This is a genomic window from Mycobacterium celatum, assembly GCF_002101595.1.
GTDB lineage: Bacteria > Actinomycetota > Actinomycetes > Mycobacteriales > Mycobacteriaceae > Mycobacterium > Mycobacterium celatum.
On record NZ_LQOM01000037.1, the window covers coordinates 172,290 to 192,417 of the forward strand.

Below are 20,128 nucleotides of genomic sequence, written 5' to 3' on the forward strand. Positions count from 1 at the left end.
CGACGGGCCACGTCAGGCGGACGATTCGGCTGCGGCGACCGGCAACACCGGGCCCTGTGCGCGCCGCATGGCACCGAGCGGATCGGCATACAGCCCGCCCAGCGACACGATGCCGGCCCCGGCCTCCTGCACCCGGTTACCGAACGCAGTCACCCGGATTTGCCGCCGCGGCAGCACCGAGCGCGCGGCGAATGCCGCCTCGACGTGCGCCATGCCCTCGGGGTATTCGGTGAACGCCTGCCCGCCGACCACCAGGTCGTCGGGGTTGAGCAGGTCACGCAGCAACGCGACCGCTTCACCGAGGACCCGGGCCCGCTCGGCCAGCAGGTCTTTGGCCTGCTGGTTGCCGCCCCGCGCGGCCTTGATCAGCTCCGTGATGCCCGAGCCGTTCCGCCCCGGCACCCGGACACCGGCCGGCAGACCCAGCCGCCTGGCCGCGGCCAGCACGGCCTCGTCGCTGACCGAGGACTCCAGTTGCCCGGAGCCGCCGAGCAGCTGGGACGTCGCGGGCAAGGTGGCGATGGTGCCCGGCCCGCTGGCCGGGCTGTGCACCCGCCCGTCGATCATCAGCGCATAGCCCACGGTTTCGCGGGCGTAGACGTACAGGCTGGTCGACGAATTCGGCCCGAACTGGCGCATGCCCAGCAGCAGCTCGGCCCCGGCCATCGCGTCGACGTGCGAGGCCACCGACACCGGCAGTCCCAGCGCCTCGGCCAGCACCGGGCCCACCGGCGCGTCGCGCCAGCCCAGCCGCGGATGGTCGACGTGCCCGGTGGCGCCGTCGACCGCCCCGCCGATCGCCACCCCGGCCCACAGCGGCCGCCGCCGGTGCCAGCGCCGCAGGTAGCGGCGGGCGCCGTCGGCCAGCGACGCCAGCGCTGACGTGTGCCCGTTCAGCGGTGTCGCGGTCTCGACGGCGTCCAGCGTGCGGCCCAACAGGTCGGTGGCCACGATGCTGGTGGTTCGCGCCCCGATGTGGATGCCCAACGTCAGGAACGGCTCGTGGTTGACCTCGACGGGCACCCGCGGGCGCCCGATGGCGCCGGCAACCGCGAGGTCGGCGCGTTCGCGCAGCAGACCGGCGTCGAGCAGCGCGATGACCTGGCGATTGACCGTGGCGATGCTCAGCGAGGTGGCTTGGGCGATGACGTCGCGGCCGATCGGGCCGCGCAGCCGCACCGCCCGAAACACCGACGCCGCGGCGGAGTCGGAGAGGTGCAGCGACGGCGCCACGACGCGGCGGGCCCGCAGCGGGGTCTTGCGGCTGTGCGAGTGGCTGGTGACGGTACTGAGAGTGGTGGTGCGCACGGGCGTGTGTCCTTATCCGAGTTCCGATGGCGGGTCCTGGCCGCACGCCGGCTTCGGTGGTTCTGCAAGGCCGGTCAGGCGCGGCAAAGTGCGCAGCGACAACATGCGCAGTCCGCGAACAGACACGCGGACGTCAGACCGAACACAGCGCTGGAGTACACACCAGGAATTTAGCACGGTTATTAAAGTGGTCCCGATGACGACTTCGAAGCGCGTCGCCGTGGTCACCGGCGCCAGCGCCGGAATCGGCGAGGCGACCGCGAGAACCCTTGCGGCTCAAGGCTTTCACGTGGTGGCGGTGGCACGCCGGGCCGACCGGATCGAGAAGCTGGCCGCCGAGATCGGCGGCTCCGCGGCAGTGGCAGACGTCACCGACTGCGCCGCGGTGGACGCGCTCGCCGCCGGGCTGGACCGGGTCGACGTGCTGGTCAACAACGCCGGCGGGGCCAAGGGCCTGGAGCCGGTGGCCGAGGCCGACCTGGAGCACTGGCGCTGGATGTGGGAGACCAACGTGCTCGGCACGCTGCGAATGACCCGCGCGCTGCTGCCCAAGCTGATCGCATCCGGCGACGGCCTGATCGTCACGATCACCTCGGTCGCGGCGTTCGAGGTGTACGACGGCGGCGCCGGCTACACCTCGGCCAAGCACGCGCAGGGCGCGCTGCACCGCACGCTGCGCGGCGAGCTGCTGGGAAAACCGGTGCGGCTCACCGAGATTGCGCCCGGCGCCGTCGAAACGGAGTTCTCGCTGGTGCGCTTCGGCGGCGACCAGCAGCGCGCAGACGCGGTCTACGAGGGGATGACACCGTTGGTGGCCGCCGACATCGCCGAAGTGATCGGGTTCGTGGCGTCGCGGCCGTCGCACGTCAACGTCGACCAGATCGTGATCCGGCCGCGCGATCAGGCTACCGCTAGCCGCCGGGTCGGACGCTCGTAGTCGGGGTGCCCGAGAGCGTCGGCGCATCCTTGGGCGTGGCCGGGGCACTGCGCGGCAGCGATGCCGGTGACGGCTTGGACCCGTTGGCCGGCGGCAGCGCCGACATCGACACCCAGGTATCCCAGTCCACGGCCCAGTCCCAGATGTCGCCGTCGGCGTAGGACAGCTCGATCCGGCTGCCGGTCACCTCGACCGGGTCACCGTAGATCGCGCTGTTGAAATACTGCTCGGCGTCGGCCGTCGACAGGTTGATGCAGCCGTTGGTCACGTTCGAATTGCCTTGTGCGCCAGCACTTGCCGGGTTGGCGTGGATGAATTCGCCGTTGTTGGAAATGCGGACCGCCCAGCGTTCGTGGATGTTGCTGTACCCGGCGGCCGGGTTGGACATGTAGAAGTCGGAGTATTTCTCGCTGACCACGTGGATGCCGTTGCGGGTGACGTTGCGCGGCTTGTCGCCCTCGCCGTAGCTGCACGGGAAATCCATGATCACGCCCTCGTCGCGGACCACCTGGATGCGGTGCGACGAGATTTCGGCCTTGACCACCTGGCGCCGGCCGATCGAAAAGCTCAGGCTCATGTCCTGCTTGCCGTAGGCGCCGTCGCCGAACGCCAGCCCGTAGAGCTTGGCCTCGACATTGACCTTGGTTCCGGCCGGGTAGTACTCGCGGGTGCGGTAGTGCACCCGCGCTCCCTCCGCCTCGTCGGGCAGCCAGGCCCAACTGCCCTCGACGGGCGGGTCGGTGGTGACCTTCAGTGCACGCTCGACGGCGGCCTTGTCGGAAATCGGCGAGTCGAACTGGATGATGATCGGCGCCGCCACCCCGACCGTCTGCCCGTCGGCCAGCTGGAATCCACCGTCGATCACCCTGGTGGGCGTGACCGTGGTGAGCTTGCCGGCCACCGGCACGGCCTTGCCGTCATGGCCGACAACGGAGCCGCTCCACGTGTAGGTGGCGTCGTAGCCGAGCGGCTCGGTGATGGTGTAGACGGTGCGGTCGCGGTTGAGCGCCCCGGCCACCACCTTGCCGGCCGAATTGGTCAGTGCCACCTTCTGAAACCAGCCGTCGCGCACCTCGACGCTGATCGGTGCCGTGGGCACCACGTCCTCGGCCTTGTCGGCCGGATGGAACGTCAAACTCGGCGCCGCCGGTGGCTTGGCCTTCTCGGCCTGCTTGGTCGACCCCCCGACACAAGCGGCCAGCACGTTGGGCGCCAACATCCCCACCACCAGCGTCGACAATGCCCGGCGCCGGTTGATCGACGGCAGGTCGCGCGCTGTGTTCACGACAGACAAAGATACCGGCGAAAACGACCCTCCCCGCGCACGTGCGGCTACAACTCGCAGCCGACCAGCACCGGTTCGGGTACGAGTGTGATGCCAAACACATCGCGGACGCCGTCGCGTACCGTGCGCGCCAGCGCCACCACGTCGGCGGCCGTGGCGGCTCCGCGGTTGGTCAAAGCAAGCGCATGCTTGGTCGACAGCCGGCAGGGCGCGCCGTCGGTGTCGGGGTAGCCCTTGCCGAAGCCGGCTTGCTCGACCAGCCATCCGGCGGCCAGCTTGACACCGTCGGCCGCCGGATAGTGCGGCACCGGCCGGTCGGCCTGATCCGCCAGTCGTTGGTAAACCTCTTGCGGGACAACGGGATTCGTGAAAAACGAGCCCACGCTCCAGGTGTCGTGGTCGGCGGCGTCGAGCACCATGCCCTTGCGGGCCCGCAGTGCCAGCACGGCGTCGCGCACGGTTGCCGGATCGGCGCGCTGGCCGGCCGTCGCATTCAGCGCCGCAATCAGCTCGCCGTAGCGCAGCGGCGCGCTGCGGCCCGACGCGTCCAGCGCGAACTCCACTTCCAGGACGACGGCATCCTGCGAATGCTTGAGCACGCTGGTGCGGTAGCCGAACCCCAGTTCGCCGGGCGGCACCCAGCGCACGTCGCCGCTGCGGCGGTCCAACAGACGCACGCGGGTGATGGAGTCGGCCACCTCGGCGCCGTACGCCCCGACGTTCTGCACCGGGGTGGCGCCTGCGGAGCCGGGGATGCCGGACATGCACTCCAGCCCGCCCAGGCCGGCGGCGACGGCCGTGGCGACGACCTCGTCCCACACCGCGCCGGCCTGCGCGCGCAGCAGGTTGCCCTCGATGCTGATGTCGCTGTTGGCCAACCGCACCACGGTCAGGTCGGTCAGCGTATCGGCGATCACCACGTTGGAGCCGCCCGCCAACACCAGCAGCGGCCGGCAGTTCTCGGCGTCGAGGTGCCGCAGCGTGGCGATCGCTTGTTCGGTGCTGGTGCAGGTGATCACGCGTTGCGCGACGGGCCCGACGCGCAACGTGGTCAGCGGCGCCAACGGCACCCTTTCGGCGACGCGCGCACCGGCGAACAACGTTCCCGCCACGGGCCGTAACGGTAGCGTGACCAGCTATGCCGCGTTCATTCGACATGTCCACGGACTACGGGGCCACCGTCGAAGATGTACTTGGCGCATTCGGCGACGAGAAGTACTGGCGGGCCCGACTGGCCGATTCCGGTGCCGACGACGCGACGCTGGACGTGCTGCGGGTCGACGGCGACGGCGGTATCGATGTGGTCACCACGCAGGTGCTGCGCAGCGACCGGCTGCCGGCTCTGGTCACCCAGTTCCACCGCGGCGACCTGCGCATTCGGCGCGAGGAGAAATGGACGGCGATCGCCGACGGGATCGCCAATGCCACTGTCTCCGGGGCGATCATCGACGCGCCGGCCGCGCTGAGCGGGACTGCTGTGCTGGAGCCGGTGGCCAAGACGGGCGGCGCCCGGCTGAAGTTCCGGGCAACCGTGGAAGTTCGCATCCCGCTGGTCGGCGGCAAATTGGAGAACTTCATCGGCAATCAGCTGGTCGAGCTGCTGATCGCCGAGCAGCGCTTCACCACGATGTGGATCAGCCAGACCGCCTAAGACCGCCGAGCGTCGACTTGTCGGGGAAAATCTGGGGAGTTTCGCCCGACAACCCGACGTTCGATGAGGCCCTAGGCTGGCCGTTATGCGGATCGCGGTAGCCCAGATCCTCAGTGGCACCAAGCCGGCCGACAACCTGAACCTGGTGCGCGACTACACCAGCCGGGCCGCCGACGCCGGCGCGGCGCTGGTGGTGTTCCCCGAGGCGACGATGTGCCGGTTCGGGGTGCCGCTGGCCCCGATCGCCGAACCGGTCGACGGGCCGTGGGCCGACGCCGTGCGCCGCATCGCCGCCGACGCCGGGATCACCGTGATCGCCGGGATGTTCACCCCGGCCGGCGACGGACGCGTCACCAACACCCTGCTGGCGACGGGCCCCGACACCGACGCGCATTACGACAAGATTCACCTCTACGACGCGTTCGGGTTCACCGAGTCGCGCACGGTCGCGCCGGGGCGAGAGCCGGTAGTGATCACCGTCGACGGCGTCGGGGTCGGGTTGAGCACCTGCTACGACATCCGCTTCCCCGCGCTCTACACGACGCTGGCGCGCCGGGGCGCGCAACTGATTGCGGTCGCCGCGTCGTGGGGTGCCGGGCGCGGCAAGCTCGACCAGTGGACGTTGCTGGCGCGTGCCCGCGCGCTGGACTCCACCAGCTACATCGCGGCGGCCGGGCAGGCCGACCCCGGCCCGCCGCTGAGCGGCTCGGGCGCACCGACCGGGGTCGGGGGGAGTCTGGTGGTATCGCCGTTCGGCGAGGTGGTGTCCTCGGCCGGCGCCGACCCGCAACTGTTGGTTGCCGACATCGACCTCGACCAGGTCGTCGCGGCGCGGGACACCATCGCCGTGCTGCGCAACCAGGCCGACTTCCCCCAGGTCGATAAGGCAGAATCGCCCGGGTGACGAACCCGCAGGGACCACCGCACGACGACCCGTCGATTTGGGCTCGCCCGGGCAGCGGGGATCCCGCCGCGCCACCGCCCGGCCCGTCCGACTCACCGCAGACCACGCCGGAGCAGCAGCCCGCGGACGCGGCCTGGGCCCCGCCGCCGGGTGTCCAGGAGTACCCAGCTGAGGACGCCGCAACCGTGAAAATGCCGGGGAAAATCAAACGCCGCTTGTTCCGCGACCCACTGTCGATCGCGCTGGTCGCCGTCATCGTGCTGTTGCTGGCCGCAGCCAGCGTGGTCGGCGCCGAACTGTACGCCCGTCACCGCGCCGACAGTGTGGTGGCCGCCGCAACCGAATGCGTGGTGCAGGACAAGGCCAGCGTGTCGTTCGGCCCGTATCCGTTCCTGCTGCAGCACTTGGCCGGCGACTACCGCGACATCTCGATCAAGACCGCCGGCAACCAGATCCGCAGCGCCAAGGGCATGCGAGCCGACATCGAAATCAGCGAGGTCAACCTGCACGGCGACGCCAACTCCAAGGGCACCATCGGCGCGCTCGACGCCGCCATCACCTGGACGTCGGAAGGCATCAAGGAAACAGTGGCGGACGCGGTTCCGTTCGTCGGCGGCCTGGTCAACAGCGTGACCACCAATCCGGGCGCCGGCACCATCGAGCTCAAGGGCGCACTGGGCCTGGGCAGCGTCACGGTCAAGCCCGCCATCGCCAACAACGGCCTGTCGCTGAAGGTCGTCTCAGTCACCGCGATGGGCGCCCCTGTGCCGGCGGAGACCGCGCAGGATGCGCTGGACGTCTTCACCTCGAGGCTGATCAACGACTACCCGCTCGGTATCCACGCCGACAGCGTGCACGTCACCGACGACGGTGTGACAGCACACTTTTCGACGCGCAACGCCTCGATACCGCCCGGCCAGTCGGACCCGTGCTTCGCCAAGCTGTGACCGACCTTGGACTTCGCTGCGTTCGATAGGGCAAAATCGCGCTAGTGACGACTCCGCAAGGTCCCTCTCGCGGCGACGGGTCGGAATGGGCTCGTCCCCCAGGCCGCCCGCAGCCGACTCCCGGCCCGTCCCAATCACCCACGCAGCGGATCCCGCAGAGCGGCCGACCGCAGGAGCCCCGCCGGCCCGCTCCGCCCCCGCCGCCGCGCCAGCCCGGTCCGCCGCCACCGCCGCCGCGGCAGGCCGGCCCGCCGCCGCATCAGCCGGCGCCGCCGCCCAACCCGCAGTCGCGTCAGGCCGGCCCGACGCACAATGTGCAGGAGCAGGCCACCACTCGGATCTCGACCCAGTCACAGCCGAAGGACACGCCGGTGCAAGCCCATCGCAGCTTCTTCCGAAACCCCACGTCGATAGCGCTGATCCTGGTCATCGCGTTGCTGCTGGTGATCGCCGGACTGATCGGCGCGGAGCTCTATACCCGCCACACCGCCGACAGCAAGGTGGCCAGCGCGGTCGAATGCGAGGCGCAGGACAGCGCCACCGTGAAGTTCGCGGTGACCCCGCCGGTGCTGTGGCAGTACATCACCAACCGCTACACCAACATCTCGGTGCAGACCGCCGGCAACCAGGTGCGCAGCGCCAAGGGCATGACGCTGAGCCTCGACATCCACGACGTCAACCTGAACGGCGCCAACAACTCCAAGGGCACCATTGGCTCGCTGAACGGCACCATCACCTGGACGTCGGACGGCATCAAGCAATCGATCGAGGATGCCATCCCGGTGCTGGGCAGCTTTGTGGCCAGCAAGGTCACCACCAACGCCGGTGACGGGACCATCCAGTTGAAGGGCCTGCTGGACAGCGCCACCCTCAAGCCGCAGATCGTCAACAACGGGCTGTCGCTGAAGGTGGTCGACCTGAGCGCGCTGGGCTCGAAGATGTCGACGGACACGGTGCAAAAGAACCTCGACGACCTCACCTCGAAGGCCACCCAGAACTATCCGCTGGGCATCCACGCCGACAGCGTCAAGGTCACAGATTCCGGTGTGCAGGCGACGTTTTCGACCCAGAACGCCACTATCCCGGCGTCGTCGCAGTCCAGTCAGGACTCCTGCTTCGACAACCTCTGACCTAGCGCGACCAGACGTAAAGGCACCCTAAAACCGCAGGTTTTGGGTGCCTTTACGTCTGCTCAGCGAGTCCGTCGAGCACTGCGCGGGTGCCGGACAACCCCAGCCGGGTGGCGCCCGCGTCGAGCATCGTGACGGCGTCGGCGGCGGTGCGGATGCCGCCGCTGGCCTTGACGCCGAGCCGCCCGCCGACGGTTTCGGCCATCAGCGCGACCGCCGCCACCGAGGCCCCGCCGGCGGGATGAAATCCCGTGGACGTCTTCACGAAGTCCGCTCCGGCGTCCTCGGCGGCGCGGCACACGTCGACCAGGGTGCGCTCACCGGCCATGCTCAACAGCACCGCGGACTCGACGATCACCTTGAGCACGGCGGTCGGCACGGCGGCGCGCACCGCCGCGATATCGGACCCGACCGCCGCGATCTCACCGGCCAGCGCGGCGCCCACGTCGATCACCATGTCGATCTCGCCGGCCCCGGATGCGACGGCCAGCGCCGCTTCGCGCGCCTTCACCTCGGGCAGGTGCTTGCCCGACGGGAATCCCGCGACCGCGGCGATCCGCACATCACCGGCTTTGGCCGCGACCGGCACCATCGACGGCGAGACGCAGACGGCGTAGACGCCCAATTCGGCGCCTTCGGCGACGACGGCGGCCACGTCAGCGGCGGTGGCCTCGGGTTTGAGCAGAGTGTGGTCGACCAGGGCTGCGACCTGGTTTCGGTTGGGCGGCATCAGATTTCGGCGCCGCCGGGGTTACAGCCCGACGCGAGCATCGTGGCATCGTCGACGACGGGGCGCCACGGCTCGAGGTTCCAGCTGGTCTTGCCCGGTTCCGCGAACTCGGCCACCTCCCAGTGACAGACGAACTGCGCGCGCATCCCGGGAGTGTCGGCGCCCGGCGCCTTGGCCAGCACTTCGGCCCAGGCCTCGTCGCTGCGGTATTGGCCCTGCCGGGCGGCCGCCCGCGCCGACGGGGTCGGATACACCCGCAGGCTGGCTCCGCTGCCCCACTGCACCCATTCGGTGTGGTCCACAAATGGCGGCGTTGCCGTTTCCGCGGACGCGGGAGCCGCGGCAAGCAGCGCGAAAAACACCACCCCCAGCACAGCGAAAGCTCGCATACGACTAGCGCGATTTGCCTTGAATCTCAAGGAGTTTGGGACGCACATCGACTAGGTAGAGGCCAGCCGCGCCAGCGGCGATCGCCATCCCGAGTACGCCCAGCAACCAGGCCAGCGGCATGGCGACGCCCAGGATCACCAGCCAGATCGGTTTGGTCATTTTGTCTGCGGCGGTGTAGGCGTCCGGTGGCTGCATTGCCGCGTGCACGAACGCATACAGCGTTGTCAGGAGCACGGCGATCAGCAGGCAGGTCAGGACGCTTTGCACAAGGCTCACCCTCTAAGGGTATGCGGGCAGCCGTAAAAACGTCGACTCCGAGTTGCCCGGCCGGGCAACTCGGAGTCGAGGTGGTAGCGCTGTTACTTCTGCGTGACCTTCTTGGCCGCCGCCTTCTTGGCCGGAGCCTTCTTGGCCGCAGCCTTGGCCGGGGCCTTCTTGGCCGCCGTCTTCTTGGCCGGAGCCTTCTTCGCCGGAGCCTTCTTACCGGGCAGCTCGATGCCGACCAGCTTGGCGGCGCGCTCGCCGACCGCGCGGGTCTGCGAAGCCACGGTGCCCAGCGCCTCCTGGGTCAGCTCGACGGCCTGGTCGACGTAGCCCTCGGCGCGTGCCGACACGTCCTCGAAGCTCTGCTGGCTGCGCAGCCGCTCCAGCGCGGCCTCGCCGCGCTCGACCAACTCGTTGTAGCGGTTGGTCGCCGCCTCCAAGTAGCCCTCGGCGGCCGAGCGCAGTTCGTCGGCGGTGAACCGCTCACGCAGCTCGCGCAGTTGCTCACGCAGCTGCTCGGGCAGCTCTTCGCGGCGCTTGGCCAGGCGGGCGCGGCGCTCCTCGACCCGGCTGCGGGTGTCGGTGCGGGTCTCTTCGGCGCGCTCGCGCAGTTCGATGAGCAGGTCGTTGACCGTGGCCAGCGCCAGGTCGGCGGCGCCGAGTGCGGCGAGCAACGGGGCCTTCAGATCGTCAACGGTCGGGTTGTCGGCCATGGTGTGTGTTTCCTTTCGATGGATGGTTTCTCGTAGCGGCGGGTCGAACAGTTGGCATACCCAACGCTTAGGCAGGTGTCGGTTCCTCACGCGCCGCTTCGTTCTGTTGGACGAAGGACGTGTAGATGTCGAGCAGAACCTGTTTCTGCCGCTCGGTGATCGCCGTGTCGGTGACGATGGCGTCGCGGACCTCACTGGTCGGGCTGGGTTCGAGAATCCCGGCCCGCACATAGAGAACCTCGGCAGAGACCCGCAGTGCCTTGGCGATCTGGTTGAGTACGTCAGCGGACGGTTTCCGCAATCCGCGCTCGATCTGGGACAGATACGGATTGCTGACACCGGCCTTTTCCGCCAACTGCCGCACCGACACCTGGGCCGCCTCACGCTGCGCCCTGATGAAACTGCCGATGTCTGACGCAGCCGTGGACACCACTGCAGCAAGCTTCTCGTCCTGCGGCATTGGTGCTCCTCGCGTCTGATCGTCGGTGCTGACGCGCACCACAGTACGACCGAGTGCTAACTATTGCAAGCACTGTTAGCAGAGCTCAGAACATTAGCTGGGCAATCGTGTAGATGACCAGGCCGGCCAGCGAGCCCACCACGGTGCCGTTGATCCGGATGAACTGCAGGTCGCGGCCGACGTGCAGCTCGATGCGACGGCTGGCCTCGGCGGCGTCCCAGCGCTCGATGGTGTCGGTGATGATCGTGGTGATCTCAACCCCGTACTGCGAAACCAGGTGCTGGGCGGCGCGCACGATCCAGTCGTCGACCTTGTCGCGCAGGTCGGCGTCGTCGCGTAGCGACTCACCGATCCGCACCACCGTGTCGGCAATGCGGGTGCGCAGCGCGCTGGACGGGTCGTCGACGCCCTCGAGCACCAGCCGTTTCAACGTCTTCCAGGCCGTCGCGGCGGCATTGGTGACCTCATCGCGGGCCATCAGCTGCTCCTTGACCGCCTCGGCCCGGGCGATCGTCGCCTCGTCGTGCTGCAGATCGTCGGCGAACTCGAAAAGGAAGCGGGTCGCTGAGCGGCGCAGCTCGTGGTCGGGGTTGCGGCGCACCTTGTCGGTGAAATCCATCAGCTCGCGGTGGATGCGGTCGCCGACGAGGTGGTCGATAAACCGCGGCGACCAGCTCGGCGAGTCCCGCTCGACCACGCGCTGGATGACCTCACCGGCATTCAGCGACCACTGGAACGCCCTGTCGGCCAGCAACTGGATCAGGGCCTCCTGCCGGTTCTCCGCTAGCAGGGTGGCCAGCACGCGGCCCACCGGCGGGCCCCATTTCGGTTCGGCGATGCGTCGCACGATCATCCGGTCGATGACATGCTGGACGTCCTCGTCGCGCAGCAGTTCCATCAGCACCCGCAGCACCGTCGCGCTCTCGGCCGCCACCCGTTGTGCGTGGGAGATGTCCGACAGCCACTTGCCCAGCCGGCCCGCGATCTGCGCATCCCGCAGCTTTGTCTCGACCACCGGCGGTGACAGGAAGTTCTCCCGCACGAACGTGCCCAGGCCCTCGCCGAGCTGGTCTTTCTTGCGCTTGATGATCGCGGTGTGCGGGATCGGAATGCCGAGCGGATGCTTGAACAGCGCGGTAACCGCGAACCAGTCCGCCAGGGCACCGACCATGCCCGCCTCGGCGGCCGCGCCGACGTAGCCGACCCAGGCGGCCGCGCCACCGCCTGACTGGGCCCAGCGGCAGCCCAGAAATATCCCGGTGGCGCCGACCAGGAAGCTCAGCGCCACCACCTTCATCCGGCGCAGGGACCGGCGCCGTTCGGCGTCGGCCTGCGGATCGGCCGCGACGAACGACTCCGCCAGCGACACCGGGGTGCGCTGCACTCCGATCGCCAACCTCCCCCGTTCCGGCCGTGCCGCCGGATTGGCTCGATGTACCACCCCCCCATCATCCGCTATGAAAATGGATAGTTACCTGTTACCGGCCCAGCTGCGAGGCTACGAGGGGCCAGGAGAAGCACGTAGTATCGACAAAGTCTGATGAATTGGAATCCGCGATAGTGGCACAGCAGGTCCCGGCCGGCGCCGTAAAGACTGATGGCCGGAAGCGGCGTTGGCACCAGCACAAGGTGGAGCGCCGCAATGAGCTGATCGACGGGACGATCGAAGCCATCCGCCGGCGCGGTCAGTACGTCAGCATGGACGAGATCGCCGGTGAGATCGGGGTCTCCAAGACCGTCCTGTACCGCTACTTCGTGGACAAGAACGACCTGACCACCGCGGTGATGATGCGGTTCGCGCAGCAAACCCTGATTCCCAACATGGCGGCCGCACTGTCGTCGAACCTCGACGGCTTCGACCTCACCCGAGAGATCATCCGGGTCTACGTCGAGACGGTGGCCGCGGAGCCGGAGCCGTATCGGTTCGTGATGACGAACAACTCGCCCGGTAAGAACAAGGTGGTCGCCGATTCAGAGCGAATCATCGCCCGCATGCTCGCGGTGATGCTGCGCCGCCGCATGAAAGAGGCCGGGATGGACATCGGCGGGGTGGAACCGTGGGCGTACATGATCGTCGGCGGCGTACAACTGGCCACCCACTCGTGGTTACTGGATCCGCGGATGACCGCCGACGAGCTGATCGACTACCTGACCATGTTGAGCTGGAGTGCGTTGTGTGGGATCGTCGAGGTCGGCGGATCGCTGGAGAAGTTCCGCAGCCAACCGCACCCGCCGCCGATCGTCCCGCCGCTGCCGCACTGAGCTGATACCGCTACGGGAAGGGACTGCGCCTGTGAACGACGGCGATGACGCCTGCGCGGATGAAGGATCGGGTCTTGAGCCTCCCGTGTCACCCCGGGTGCGCAGGGCGTTCGGCATTCTGGAGCGGTTCGCTCCGCGTCTGGGTGCCCGCTGGGCGATCGAGTTGTGGTGTTCGCCGCCCGAGCCCAAGTCGACTCGCATGCCGCCCGGTGTAGGCCCAGGCGAACCTATCCGGGCATGGTGGTCGGGGCACCGCGTCACCGGCGAGGCGTGGGGCGAGGGACCGCCGGTTTACCTGGTCCACGGGTGGGGTGGATGCCGCGCGCACCTCGGCGTCTTCGTCAAGCCGCTCGTCGCGGCGGGGCACCGTGTTGTTGCCTTCGACCTACCCAGCCACCACGAATCCGGGCCGGGTGAGCTGGCACCGGGCCGCACCACGATCGCCGAGTGTGCGCGTGCGGTGCAGGCGATGGTGGATACCCACGGCCCCGCGCGGGCGATCATCGCGCACTCCCTCGGCGCCAAGGCCACGGCGCTGGCGCTGTCATGGGGCGCATCCGCTGAGCGGCTGGTGTTTTTAGCCCCGATGGGCGGTTTTTCCTTCTACCTCGATTGGTTTGCGCGCCGCCACGGTTTCGGCCCGCGCATCCGCGATGCGCTGCACCGACGGCTCGACCACCGGCTGGGTTTTCCGCTGCTGCACTCCGACCTGCTGCATTTGGCATCGTCCATTGCGGATCCGCCGCCGCTGCTGGTTGTCCACGACCCGGACGACCCAGATTCACCCCTGGCAGGCAGTGAGCAGTTGGTGAGTGTGTGGCCGGGCGCGAGCTTGACGTCGACCCGCGGTCTCGGACGTCTCGCGCACTACCGCATCCTGCGGCACCCACCGGCTGTACGCGCCGGTGTGGAGTTCGCAGTCCGGGCGCCGTCCACGCCTGCAGCAATGCCCGAAACAACCACGTAGCCGCCGGCTGGTCAGCTCAACGGCAGTTCGGCGAAGATCTTGCCAGTGGGTTGCTGTGAGCCACTCCCGGGTTCGACCGTGAACGCGAGCGCGCTGGAATCACCCAGCCTGGACAACACGGCGGTGGTCGACGGTGCAACGGCGGCGGTGCTCATTGTTCCGGCCGAGACGGGGCCCTTGTTACTCAGTAGCCACATTTGGTAGACGGTGCCCGGCGATGGCGGCGGAACATTGTTCATCACCAGCACGCCCGCGTTGCGCTCGCGGGAGAACACCACCGTCGCTGTGCCCCCGTCGGCGAGCGGACGGGAGACGGACCGCACATCCGGTGCGGCCATGACCTGCTCGGCCACCGTCGGCGTTGCGGGTGGTCTCAGCGCAATTCCCGCGCCGAACGCCCCGACTCCCACCACAATTGCCGCTGCTGCAGCCAATGCTGCTGTGCGCCTACGCGACCGACGCGGCTGCTTCGCTACAGCGAGCACCGCTTCGCGCAGATCGGCCGGCGGCTCGGCTGCGGTTACCGCCGACATCACCGCCATCGTCTCGCGGACCGCACGCACTTCTTCGCGGAACGCCTCGACCACCGCCGGAGAGGCCGCCGCGAGTTCCCGGTCAATCGCGCTGCGTTCCTCGTCGGAGATGGCGTGCAACGCATAGGGCGTGGCCAGCTCGAGCAGTTCGAAATCGGTCGGCTCGGTCATGACACACCCAGGCAATTCCGCAGCCCGCGCAACGCGTCGCGCATTCGCGATTTGATAGTCGACAAGTTGATCGAGAGTCGTTGTGACACTTCGACATAGGTTAATCCGCCATAGTAAGCCAGCTCGATGCACTGCCGCTGGGCGTCGGTCAGCGCGTCAAGGCACTCGGCCACCCGCCGCCGTTCGTCGCCGGTGATCGCCGAATCGGCGACGACGTCGCTGGGTGGGTCCACGGCGGCCGCACCGTAGCGCGATTCGCGCAGACTGGCGGCCTGTTCGGAGCGGACCCGGTCGACGGCGCGCCGGTGCGCCATGGTCAGCAACCAGGAGAGGGCAGACCCCTTGGCGGAGTCATAACTGCTCGCGGTTCGCCAGGCCTCGAGGTACACCTCCTGGGTGGTCTCTTCGCTGTATCCCGCGTCGCGCAGCACGCGCATCACCAGTCCGTAAACCCGCGCCCTCGTGTGGTCGTACAACGTCGCGAACGCGTCGGCGTCGCGACGCGCGACCCGGCGCAGCAATGCGTCGAGGTCGCTGCCTTGCCGCGACGGTCCGGTCATCGACCGGTAGCCTATCCTCTCCGCCGCGACGGTCGTCATCTCCTGGCCAAACCGGGCGGGCGCGGAACGAAAAACGGCGTCCGCGCCTGGTATTCGGCGAAACCAGGGCGGTCCGCCATGTACTTCTCGGTGCGCCGCGCGCCGGTCGCATACACCAAGAAGTAGGTCATCAGCAGCGGCGAAGCCGCGGTCGCCAGCGCCCCTGCCCCTGTGATCGTGATCAGCCATAATCCCCACCACACGCACGCGTCGCCGAAGTAATTGGGATGCCGCGTCCACGCCCACAGGCCGCGATCCATCACCATGCCGCGATGCGCGGGGTCGGCCTTGAACACCCGCAACTGACGATCGCCGACGGCTTCCACGACGAGGCCAACGGCCCACAGCAAGACGCCGACGACGGTAACCACCAGCAATCGCCGCGACGTGGGGCCGGCGACCGCCGACGCCTGCAGCGGCAACGAGACGAACCACGTCGCGAACCCCTGGAGCAGGAAGACCTTCCGCAGCACCCGGCCCACCGACGGCTCGGCACCGAGCAGGTCGGCATAGCGCGGATCCTCGCCCTTGCCGGCCGACTTGCGGTACATGTGCCAACTCAGCCGCAGGCCCCAGATCGCGACCAGAGCCAGCAGCAGCCACCGCCGGATCACGTCACCACCGCCTACGACCGCCGCCACCGCAGCAACGGCGATGAACCCGATTCCCCAGGCCACATCCACAACGTTGTAGCGGCCGATGCGCCGGCCGATAACGAAGGTGACCGCGTGTACCACAACCAGCGCCACAGCCGACCCAGCAGATACCACGACAACGCTCATCGGACGAACGTCCACTGGTAGACGTCGAGATAACCCGACCGGAAGCCGGCCTCAGCATATGCCAGGTAGAACTCCCACATCCGCGCAAATACCTCGTCGAATCCCATGTGCGACAGGGTAATTCGACGCTGAAGGAACCTTTCCCGCCACAACCGCAGCGTCTCGGCGTAGTGGCAGCGCAACGAGACCGTATCGACGGTGCGCAAGCCGGTGTGCTCCGCGACTATCCCCCGGATTGCTTCCGCCGAGGGGATCAGGCCCCCTGGAAAAATGTACTTCTGGATCCAGGTGTGTGTCTTGCGGGTGGACAGCATCCGGGCATGCGGCATTGTGATCGCCTGGATCGCTACCCGTCCACGGGGCATCAGCAGCCGCTCGAGCGTCCGAAAGTAGTTGGGCCACGCGTGAAATCCAATCGCCTCGATCATCTCGACGGAGATGACCGCGTCGTAGTTGCCGCCGACGTCGCGGTAATCACGCAGGTCGACATGGACGCGGTCAGACAGTCCAGCGGCGGCAACTCGTTGTTGTGCCAGCTGTTGCTGCTGCACCGACAGGGTCACCGAGCGGACCTGCGCTCCGCGCCTTGCCGCGCGAATGCACAGCTCGCCCCAGCCGGTGCCGATCTCGAGCACGCGACTGCCCGCCTGCACCCCTGCTGCATCCAGCAGCCGATCGATCTTGCGCCGCTGAGCATCGGCCAGGTCCGGCCAGGACGCTGGTAGGCGGTTGAACAATGCGCACGAGTACGTCATCGTCTCGTCGAGGAACTCCCCAAACAGGTCGTTCGACAGGTCGTAGTGCGCACCGACGTTGCGCCGATCCCGTTCACGACTGCTGTAGGGCGAACGGGGTTGACGCGCAAGGGCGATCGGTCTAAGCCAGCGCAACGCTGCCGGCACGAGTTCGCCAACCTGCGTCGCCAAAATCGTGAGCGCTGCGGTCAGATTGTCCGACTCCCATTCGCCGGCCATGTAGGACTCACCGAACCCGATCAGGCCGTGACGCCCGATCCGTCGGGCCATCCGGCCGGGCTGGCGGATCGCCAGTGTCGGTGAGGTCAAGTCGCCGCCGCCGACCACCGTGCCGTCGGGATAAACCAGTCGCAGCGACAGCCGCGCAGCCGCTCGGCGCAGCAACCGGTCGGCGACAACCGCCGACACCGCGGCCGCCGGGCCGGCCGGCACGTTTGCCACCGCTGGCCAGCGGTGCGAATCGACTGCGGGCGAGCAGGTTTCGTTCGTGGCAGTGCTCATCGAGGCACCACCGGGACTCGTCGTAGCCACAGTTTGATCCCCTGGATCCGAATGCGCAGGGCCACCATCAGCGGAGCCAACGGCGCGCGCAACTGCATTCGCAGGACGTTCGCCGCGGTTGCCGGACGCCGGGTACCGCGCAGGGTAGCCACGAAGGCCGGCCGGCCGTCGCCGCAGAGCGTCACCGTCACGTTCAGCCGGTGCTCGGGGCGAGGCGCCAACACCAGATAGTGGCCGAACACCGGGTTGAACGGCGAGACGTAGAACTTCTTGGTGACCAGCACCGCCCTGTTCGCCGGGGGTAGCAGGTAAGCGTGGCGTTCTCCGTAGGTGTTGTGGACCTCGGCGACGACGTGACGGAGCACGCCGTCGCGGTCGTGACACCAGAAGATACTGATGGGATTGAACACGTAGCCGAGCACCCGCGCCTGCAGCAGCGCAGTCACCCGGCCCGGGGCGGGCACGTCGCGGTCTGCGAGAAAGGCATCCACCCGCTGGCGCAGCGAATCACCGGGCCGGCCGGTGAGGTGGTCGCCGGGATCGAACCGCGCGAGCGGCCGCAGCCACCGGGGCAGCGACGGCAGTTCGTCGATGTCGACATACCAGCTATAGCTGCGGTATTCGAAAAAGTGCCGCACCGGCGCTTGGCGGTCGTGCGTGATCGTGGTGCGGTAGATCGCCGGTGTCATCAACACGCCATCACCTCCGTACGCCCGACACGTGCCGGCCAATCGGCGCCCAGCCGTCGGGCGGCCCGCACCCCCGAGGCCGCACCGTCCTCGTGGAATCCCCAGCCGTGGTAGGCGCCGGCGAACGTCACCCGATCGTCATCCAGCGTAGGCAATAGCCGTTGGGCGGCAACGGATTCCGGCGTGTATAGAGGATGGCTGTAGGTCATCTCGGCGATCACGGATCGCGGGTCGACGCGGCCGTGGCCACCAAGTGACACCAAGAACCGGCGGTCGGCGTCGATCCGCATCAACCGACTGACGTCGTAGCTGACCACGACTTGGTTGTTGTGCGACGTGATCAGGTAATTCCACGATGCGCGGGCCCGCCGGTGCCGGGGCAGCACCGACTCGTCGGTGTGCAGTTGAGCGCGGTTGGTCGAGTACGGAATCGCGCCCAGCACCGCCCGCTCGTGCGGGGAGGGGTCGTCGAGCAAAAGCAGTGCCTGGTCAGGGTGGACGGCCACGACGGCCGCGTCGAAAAACCGCGGCGCCGCGGCGCCGGCCTGTACCAGCACCCCGTCGGACAACCGGCGCAGCAAGCGCACCGGGGTGCCCGTCGCGATTTCGTGAAGCCGTGATGCGACGGCCTCGACGTAGCGCGCCGATCCGCCCGTCACCGTCCGCCACGTCGGCGAGCCGAAGACCGACAGCATGCCGTGGTGGTCGAGGAAGACGAACAGGTAGCGCGCCGGGTAGCGAAGCGCGTCGTCGCCGCTGCATGACCACACCGCCGCCACCAGCGGTCTGATGAAGTGCTCGACAAAAAACGCCGAAAACCGGTGGCGGCTCAGGATGTCGCCCAACGTCTCCAGGTGGTCCTCGGCGCCGTCCCGCAAAAGCCGGGTCGCGACGCGGTGAAAGCGGATGATCTCGGCGAGCATGCCGAGATAGCGCGGTCGCAGCGATTGCCGGCTCGCGAAAAGCCCGCCCACGCCGAGCGCGCCGGCGTATTCCAGTCCGGTGTCGTCGGCGCGCACAGACATCGACATCTCCGATTCCTGGGTGGCCACGCCGAGCTCGGTGAACAACCGGCACAGCGTCGGATATGTGCGGTCGTTGTGCACCAGGAAGGCCGAGTCGACGGCGACAACGGTGCCGTCGCCGCGGTCGACGATGTGTGTGTGGGCGTGGCCGCCCAGCCGGGTGTCCGCCTCATACAGGGTGACCCGGTCCCGTGCGGACAAGACGTAGGCGGCAGTAAGTCCGGCGACGCCGCTGCCGATCACCGCAACCGAACGCCGGAATGACCCTTGCACACCAGGTATTCGGAGAGGCCGGCGACACGGATGGACTCCCGACCCGTCCGTGACGGCGGTCACTCCGAATGACCTGTGTCCGACCCGAAAGCGGCGGCTGTTTGCCGCCATGACCAAGGAGCCAAGCGGCATGAAGCATCTTCAGAGCAAGACACTCGCGGCGGGCCTGGCCGCCCTCGCGGTCGTGGGGTTCTCCGCGTGTTCGAGCAACAAATCCGAGTCCGAGAAACAGACGAACACAAGTCCGGCGACCAGCACGGCAGCGCCGGTGACGACGTCGGCAATGGCGGGTCCGGCCGCCGATCTGATCGGCCCGGGCTGCGCGGATTACGCCGCACTGCATCCCAGCGGCCCGGCTTCGGTGGCAGGAATGGCGCAGGACCCGGTCGCCACGGCCGCGTCGAACAACCCGATGCTGAGCACGTTGACCTCGGCGCTCTCAGGCAAGCTGAACCCGAACGTGAACCTGGTCGACACCCTCAACAACGGCCAGTACACGGTGTTCGCGCCGACCAACGACGCGTTCGCCAAGCTGCCGGCCTCGACGATCGACGAGCTCAAGACCAATGCCGACATGCTCAAGAACATCCTGACCTACCACGTGGTGCAGGGGCAGCAGAGTCCGGCAATGGTCGACGGCACGCACAAGACGTTGCAGGGCGCCAACGTGAACGTCACCGGGCAGGGAAACGGACTCAAGGTCAACGACGCGGGGCTGGTGTGCGGCGGGGTGCACACCGCGAACGCGACGGTGTACATGATCGACACCGTGCTCACGCCGCCCGGGCAATGAACGTCTAACTTCCCTAGGCAAGGCAGCTCGCAGCGGCGGGCTGCCTTGTCGCATTCATG

23 protein-coding genes are annotated in these 20,128 nt (G+C 68.1%); 8 read left to right on the forward strand and 15 right to left on the reverse strand.

Going from position 1 to position 20,128, the window contains the following annotated elements; translation table 11 throughout:
* Window positions 1-12: 12 nt before the first annotated feature.
* On the reverse strand, window positions 13-1,308 hold the full coding sequence (locus tag AWB95_RS17085; protein ID WP_099539578.1) for an ROK family transcriptional regulator: 1,296 nt from the start codon (window positions 1,306-1,308) through the stop codon (window positions 13-15).
* A 196-nt stretch (window positions 1,309-1,504) separates the two neighbouring features.
* Here AWB95_RS17085 and AWB95_RS17090 point away from each other — a divergent pair, with 196 nt between their 5' ends.
* Complete coding sequence (locus AWB95_RS17090; RefSeq protein ID WP_085168429.1) at window positions 1,505-2,245, forward strand: SDR family NAD(P)-dependent oxidoreductase; 741 nt, start codon at window positions 1,505-1,507, stop codon at window positions 2,243-2,245.
* On the opposite strand, the gene AWB95_RS17095 is transcribed toward AWB95_RS17090, so the two are convergent.
* Entirely contained in the window at window positions 2,220-3,464 is a 1,245-nt protein-coding gene (locus tag AWB95_RS17095; protein WP_099539581.1) for a L,D-transpeptidase, read from the reverse strand. The two genes, AWB95_RS17090 and AWB95_RS17095, sit on opposite strands and share 26 nt — an antisense overlap.
* Window positions 3,465-3,577: 113 nt before the next feature.
* Window positions 3,578-4,666: a UDP-N-acetylmuramate dehydrogenase gene (locus AWB95_RS17100; protein ID WP_373280787.1), complete on the reverse strand. Its 1,089-nt coding sequence runs from the start codon at window positions 4,664-4,666 to the stop codon at window positions 3,578-3,580.
* Window positions 4,667-4,668: 2 nt separating this feature from the next.
* Between AWB95_RS17100 and AWB95_RS17105 the strand changes: the two genes are divergently transcribed.
* The 4 genes from AWB95_RS17105 to AWB95_RS17120 all read left to right on the forward strand — a co-directional run bounded on the left by AWB95_RS17105 (window position 4,669) and on the right by AWB95_RS17120 (window position 8,162).
* The gene (locus AWB95_RS17105) at window positions 4,669-5,181 is read left to right on the forward strand and encodes a DUF2505 domain-containing protein (protein ID WP_062540623.1); all 513 of its coding nucleotides are present in this window, start codon (window positions 4,669-4,671) and stop codon (window positions 5,179-5,181) included.
* An 85-nt stretch (window positions 5,182-5,266) separates the two neighbouring features.
* Window positions 5,267-6,085 (forward strand): carbon-nitrogen hydrolase family protein, encoded by an 819-nt coding sequence (locus AWB95_RS17110; RefSeq protein WP_085168430.1) that lies wholly within the window; start codon window positions 5,267-5,269, stop codon window positions 6,083-6,085.
* Window positions 6,082-7,032: an LmeA family phospholipid-binding protein gene (locus AWB95_RS17115; RefSeq protein ID WP_062541897.1), complete on the forward strand. Its 951-nt coding sequence runs from the start codon at window positions 6,082-6,084 to the stop codon at window positions 7,030-7,032. The genes AWB95_RS17110 and AWB95_RS17115 overlap by 4 nt, the downstream gene beginning before the upstream one ends.
* 44 nt (window positions 7,033-7,076) lie before the next feature.
* Window positions 7,077-8,162: an LmeA family phospholipid-binding protein gene (locus tag AWB95_RS17120; RefSeq protein WP_085168431.1), complete on the forward strand. Its 1,086-nt coding sequence runs from the start codon at window positions 7,077-7,079 to the stop codon at window positions 8,160-8,162.
* Between the two features lie 52 nt (window positions 8,163-8,214).
* On the opposite strand, the gene deoC is transcribed toward AWB95_RS17120, so the two are convergent.
* The 6 genes from deoC to AWB95_RS17150 form a co-directional block, all read right to left on the reverse strand.
* Entirely contained in the window at window positions 8,215-8,892 is a 678-nt protein-coding gene (gene deoC / locus AWB95_RS17125) for a deoxyribose-phosphate aldolase (RefSeq protein ID WP_085168432.1), read from the reverse strand.
* Window positions 8,892-9,281, reverse strand: coding sequence for a DUF2599 domain-containing protein (locus AWB95_RS17130; protein WP_084706992.1), 390 nt, complete (start codon window positions 9,279-9,281; stop codon window positions 8,892-8,894). The genes deoC and AWB95_RS17130 overlap by 1 nt, the downstream gene beginning before the upstream one ends.
* 4 nt (window positions 9,282-9,285) lie before the next feature.
* Entirely contained in the window at window positions 9,286-9,558 is a 273-nt protein-coding gene (locus tag AWB95_RS17135; RefSeq protein ID WP_373280755.1) for a DUF2516 family protein, read from the reverse strand.
* An 83-nt stretch (window positions 9,559-9,641) separates the two neighbouring features.
* On the reverse strand, window positions 9,642-10,259 hold the full coding sequence (locus AWB95_RS17140; RefSeq protein WP_062539155.1) for a hypothetical protein: 618 nt from the start codon (window positions 10,257-10,259) through the stop codon (window positions 9,642-9,644).
* Between the two features lie 67 nt (window positions 10,260-10,326).
* On the reverse strand, window positions 10,327-10,719 hold the full coding sequence (locus AWB95_RS17145) for a helix-turn-helix domain-containing protein (protein ID WP_062539156.1): 393 nt from the start codon (window positions 10,717-10,719) through the stop codon (window positions 10,327-10,329).
* An 85-nt stretch (window positions 10,720-10,804) separates the two neighbouring features.
* On the reverse strand, window positions 10,805-12,160 hold the full coding sequence (locus tag AWB95_RS17150; protein WP_084706993.1) for a DUF445 domain-containing protein: 1,356 nt from the start codon (window positions 12,158-12,160) through the stop codon (window positions 10,805-10,807).
* A gap of 119 nt (window positions 12,161-12,279) precedes the next feature.
* Here AWB95_RS17150 and AWB95_RS17155 point away from each other — a divergent pair, with 119 nt between their 5' ends.
* Complete coding sequence (locus AWB95_RS17155) at window positions 12,280-12,981, forward strand: TetR/AcrR family transcriptional regulator (protein ID WP_062539158.1); 702 nt, start codon at window positions 12,280-12,282, stop codon at window positions 12,979-12,981.
* Between the two features lies 1 nt (window position 12,982).
* Complete coding sequence (locus tag AWB95_RS17160; protein WP_373280756.1) at window positions 12,983-13,948, forward strand: alpha/beta fold hydrolase; 966 nt, start codon at window positions 12,983-12,985, stop codon at window positions 13,946-13,948.
* Window positions 13,949-13,959: 11 nt separating this feature from the next.
* Here the strand turns inward: AWB95_RS17160 and AWB95_RS17165 are convergent, their stop codons facing one another.
* The 6 genes from AWB95_RS17165 to AWB95_RS17190 are packed head-to-tail and all read right to left on the reverse strand — an operon-like array spanning window position 13,960 to window position 19,276.
* Window positions 13,960-14,652: an anti-sigma factor gene (locus AWB95_RS17165; protein ID WP_062539160.1), complete on the reverse strand. Its 693-nt coding sequence runs from the start codon at window positions 14,650-14,652 to the stop codon at window positions 13,960-13,962.
* Window positions 14,649-15,212: a sigma-70 family RNA polymerase sigma factor gene (locus AWB95_RS17170; RefSeq protein WP_062539167.1), complete on the reverse strand. Its 564-nt coding sequence runs from the start codon at window positions 15,210-15,212 to the stop codon at window positions 14,649-14,651. Before AWB95_RS17170 ends, AWB95_RS17165 begins: the two co-directional genes overlap by 4 nt.
* 35 nt (window positions 15,213-15,247) lie before the next feature.
* A complete protein-coding gene (locus AWB95_RS17175) occupies window positions 15,248-16,033 on the reverse strand; it encodes a DUF1295 domain-containing protein (RefSeq protein ID WP_062539161.1) in 786 nt (261 codons plus the stop codon).
* Window positions 16,030-17,289, reverse strand: coding sequence for a class I SAM-dependent methyltransferase (locus tag AWB95_RS17180; protein WP_085168433.1), 1,260 nt, complete (start codon window positions 17,287-17,289; stop codon window positions 16,030-16,032). Before AWB95_RS17180 ends, AWB95_RS17175 begins: the two co-directional genes overlap by 4 nt.
* Entirely contained in the window at window positions 17,286-17,978 is a 693-nt protein-coding gene (locus AWB95_RS17185; RefSeq protein ID WP_062539168.1) for a DUF1365 domain-containing protein, read from the reverse strand. The genes AWB95_RS17180 and AWB95_RS17185 overlap by 4 nt, the downstream gene beginning before the upstream one ends.
* The gene (locus AWB95_RS17190; protein ID WP_062539162.1) at window positions 17,978-19,276 is read right to left on the reverse strand and encodes an NAD(P)/FAD-dependent oxidoreductase; all 1,299 of its coding nucleotides are present in this window, start codon (window positions 19,274-19,276) and stop codon (window positions 17,978-17,980) included. Before AWB95_RS17190 ends, AWB95_RS17185 begins: the two co-directional genes overlap by 1 nt.
* A gap of 130 nt (window positions 19,277-19,406) precedes the next feature.
* Between AWB95_RS17190 and AWB95_RS17195 the strand changes: the two genes are divergently transcribed.
* Window positions 19,407-20,069: a fasciclin domain-containing protein gene (locus AWB95_RS17195; RefSeq protein ID WP_062539169.1), complete on the forward strand. Its 663-nt coding sequence runs from the start codon at window positions 19,407-19,409 to the stop codon at window positions 20,067-20,069.
* The last annotated feature ends 59 nt before the right edge of the window (window positions 20,070-20,128 follow it).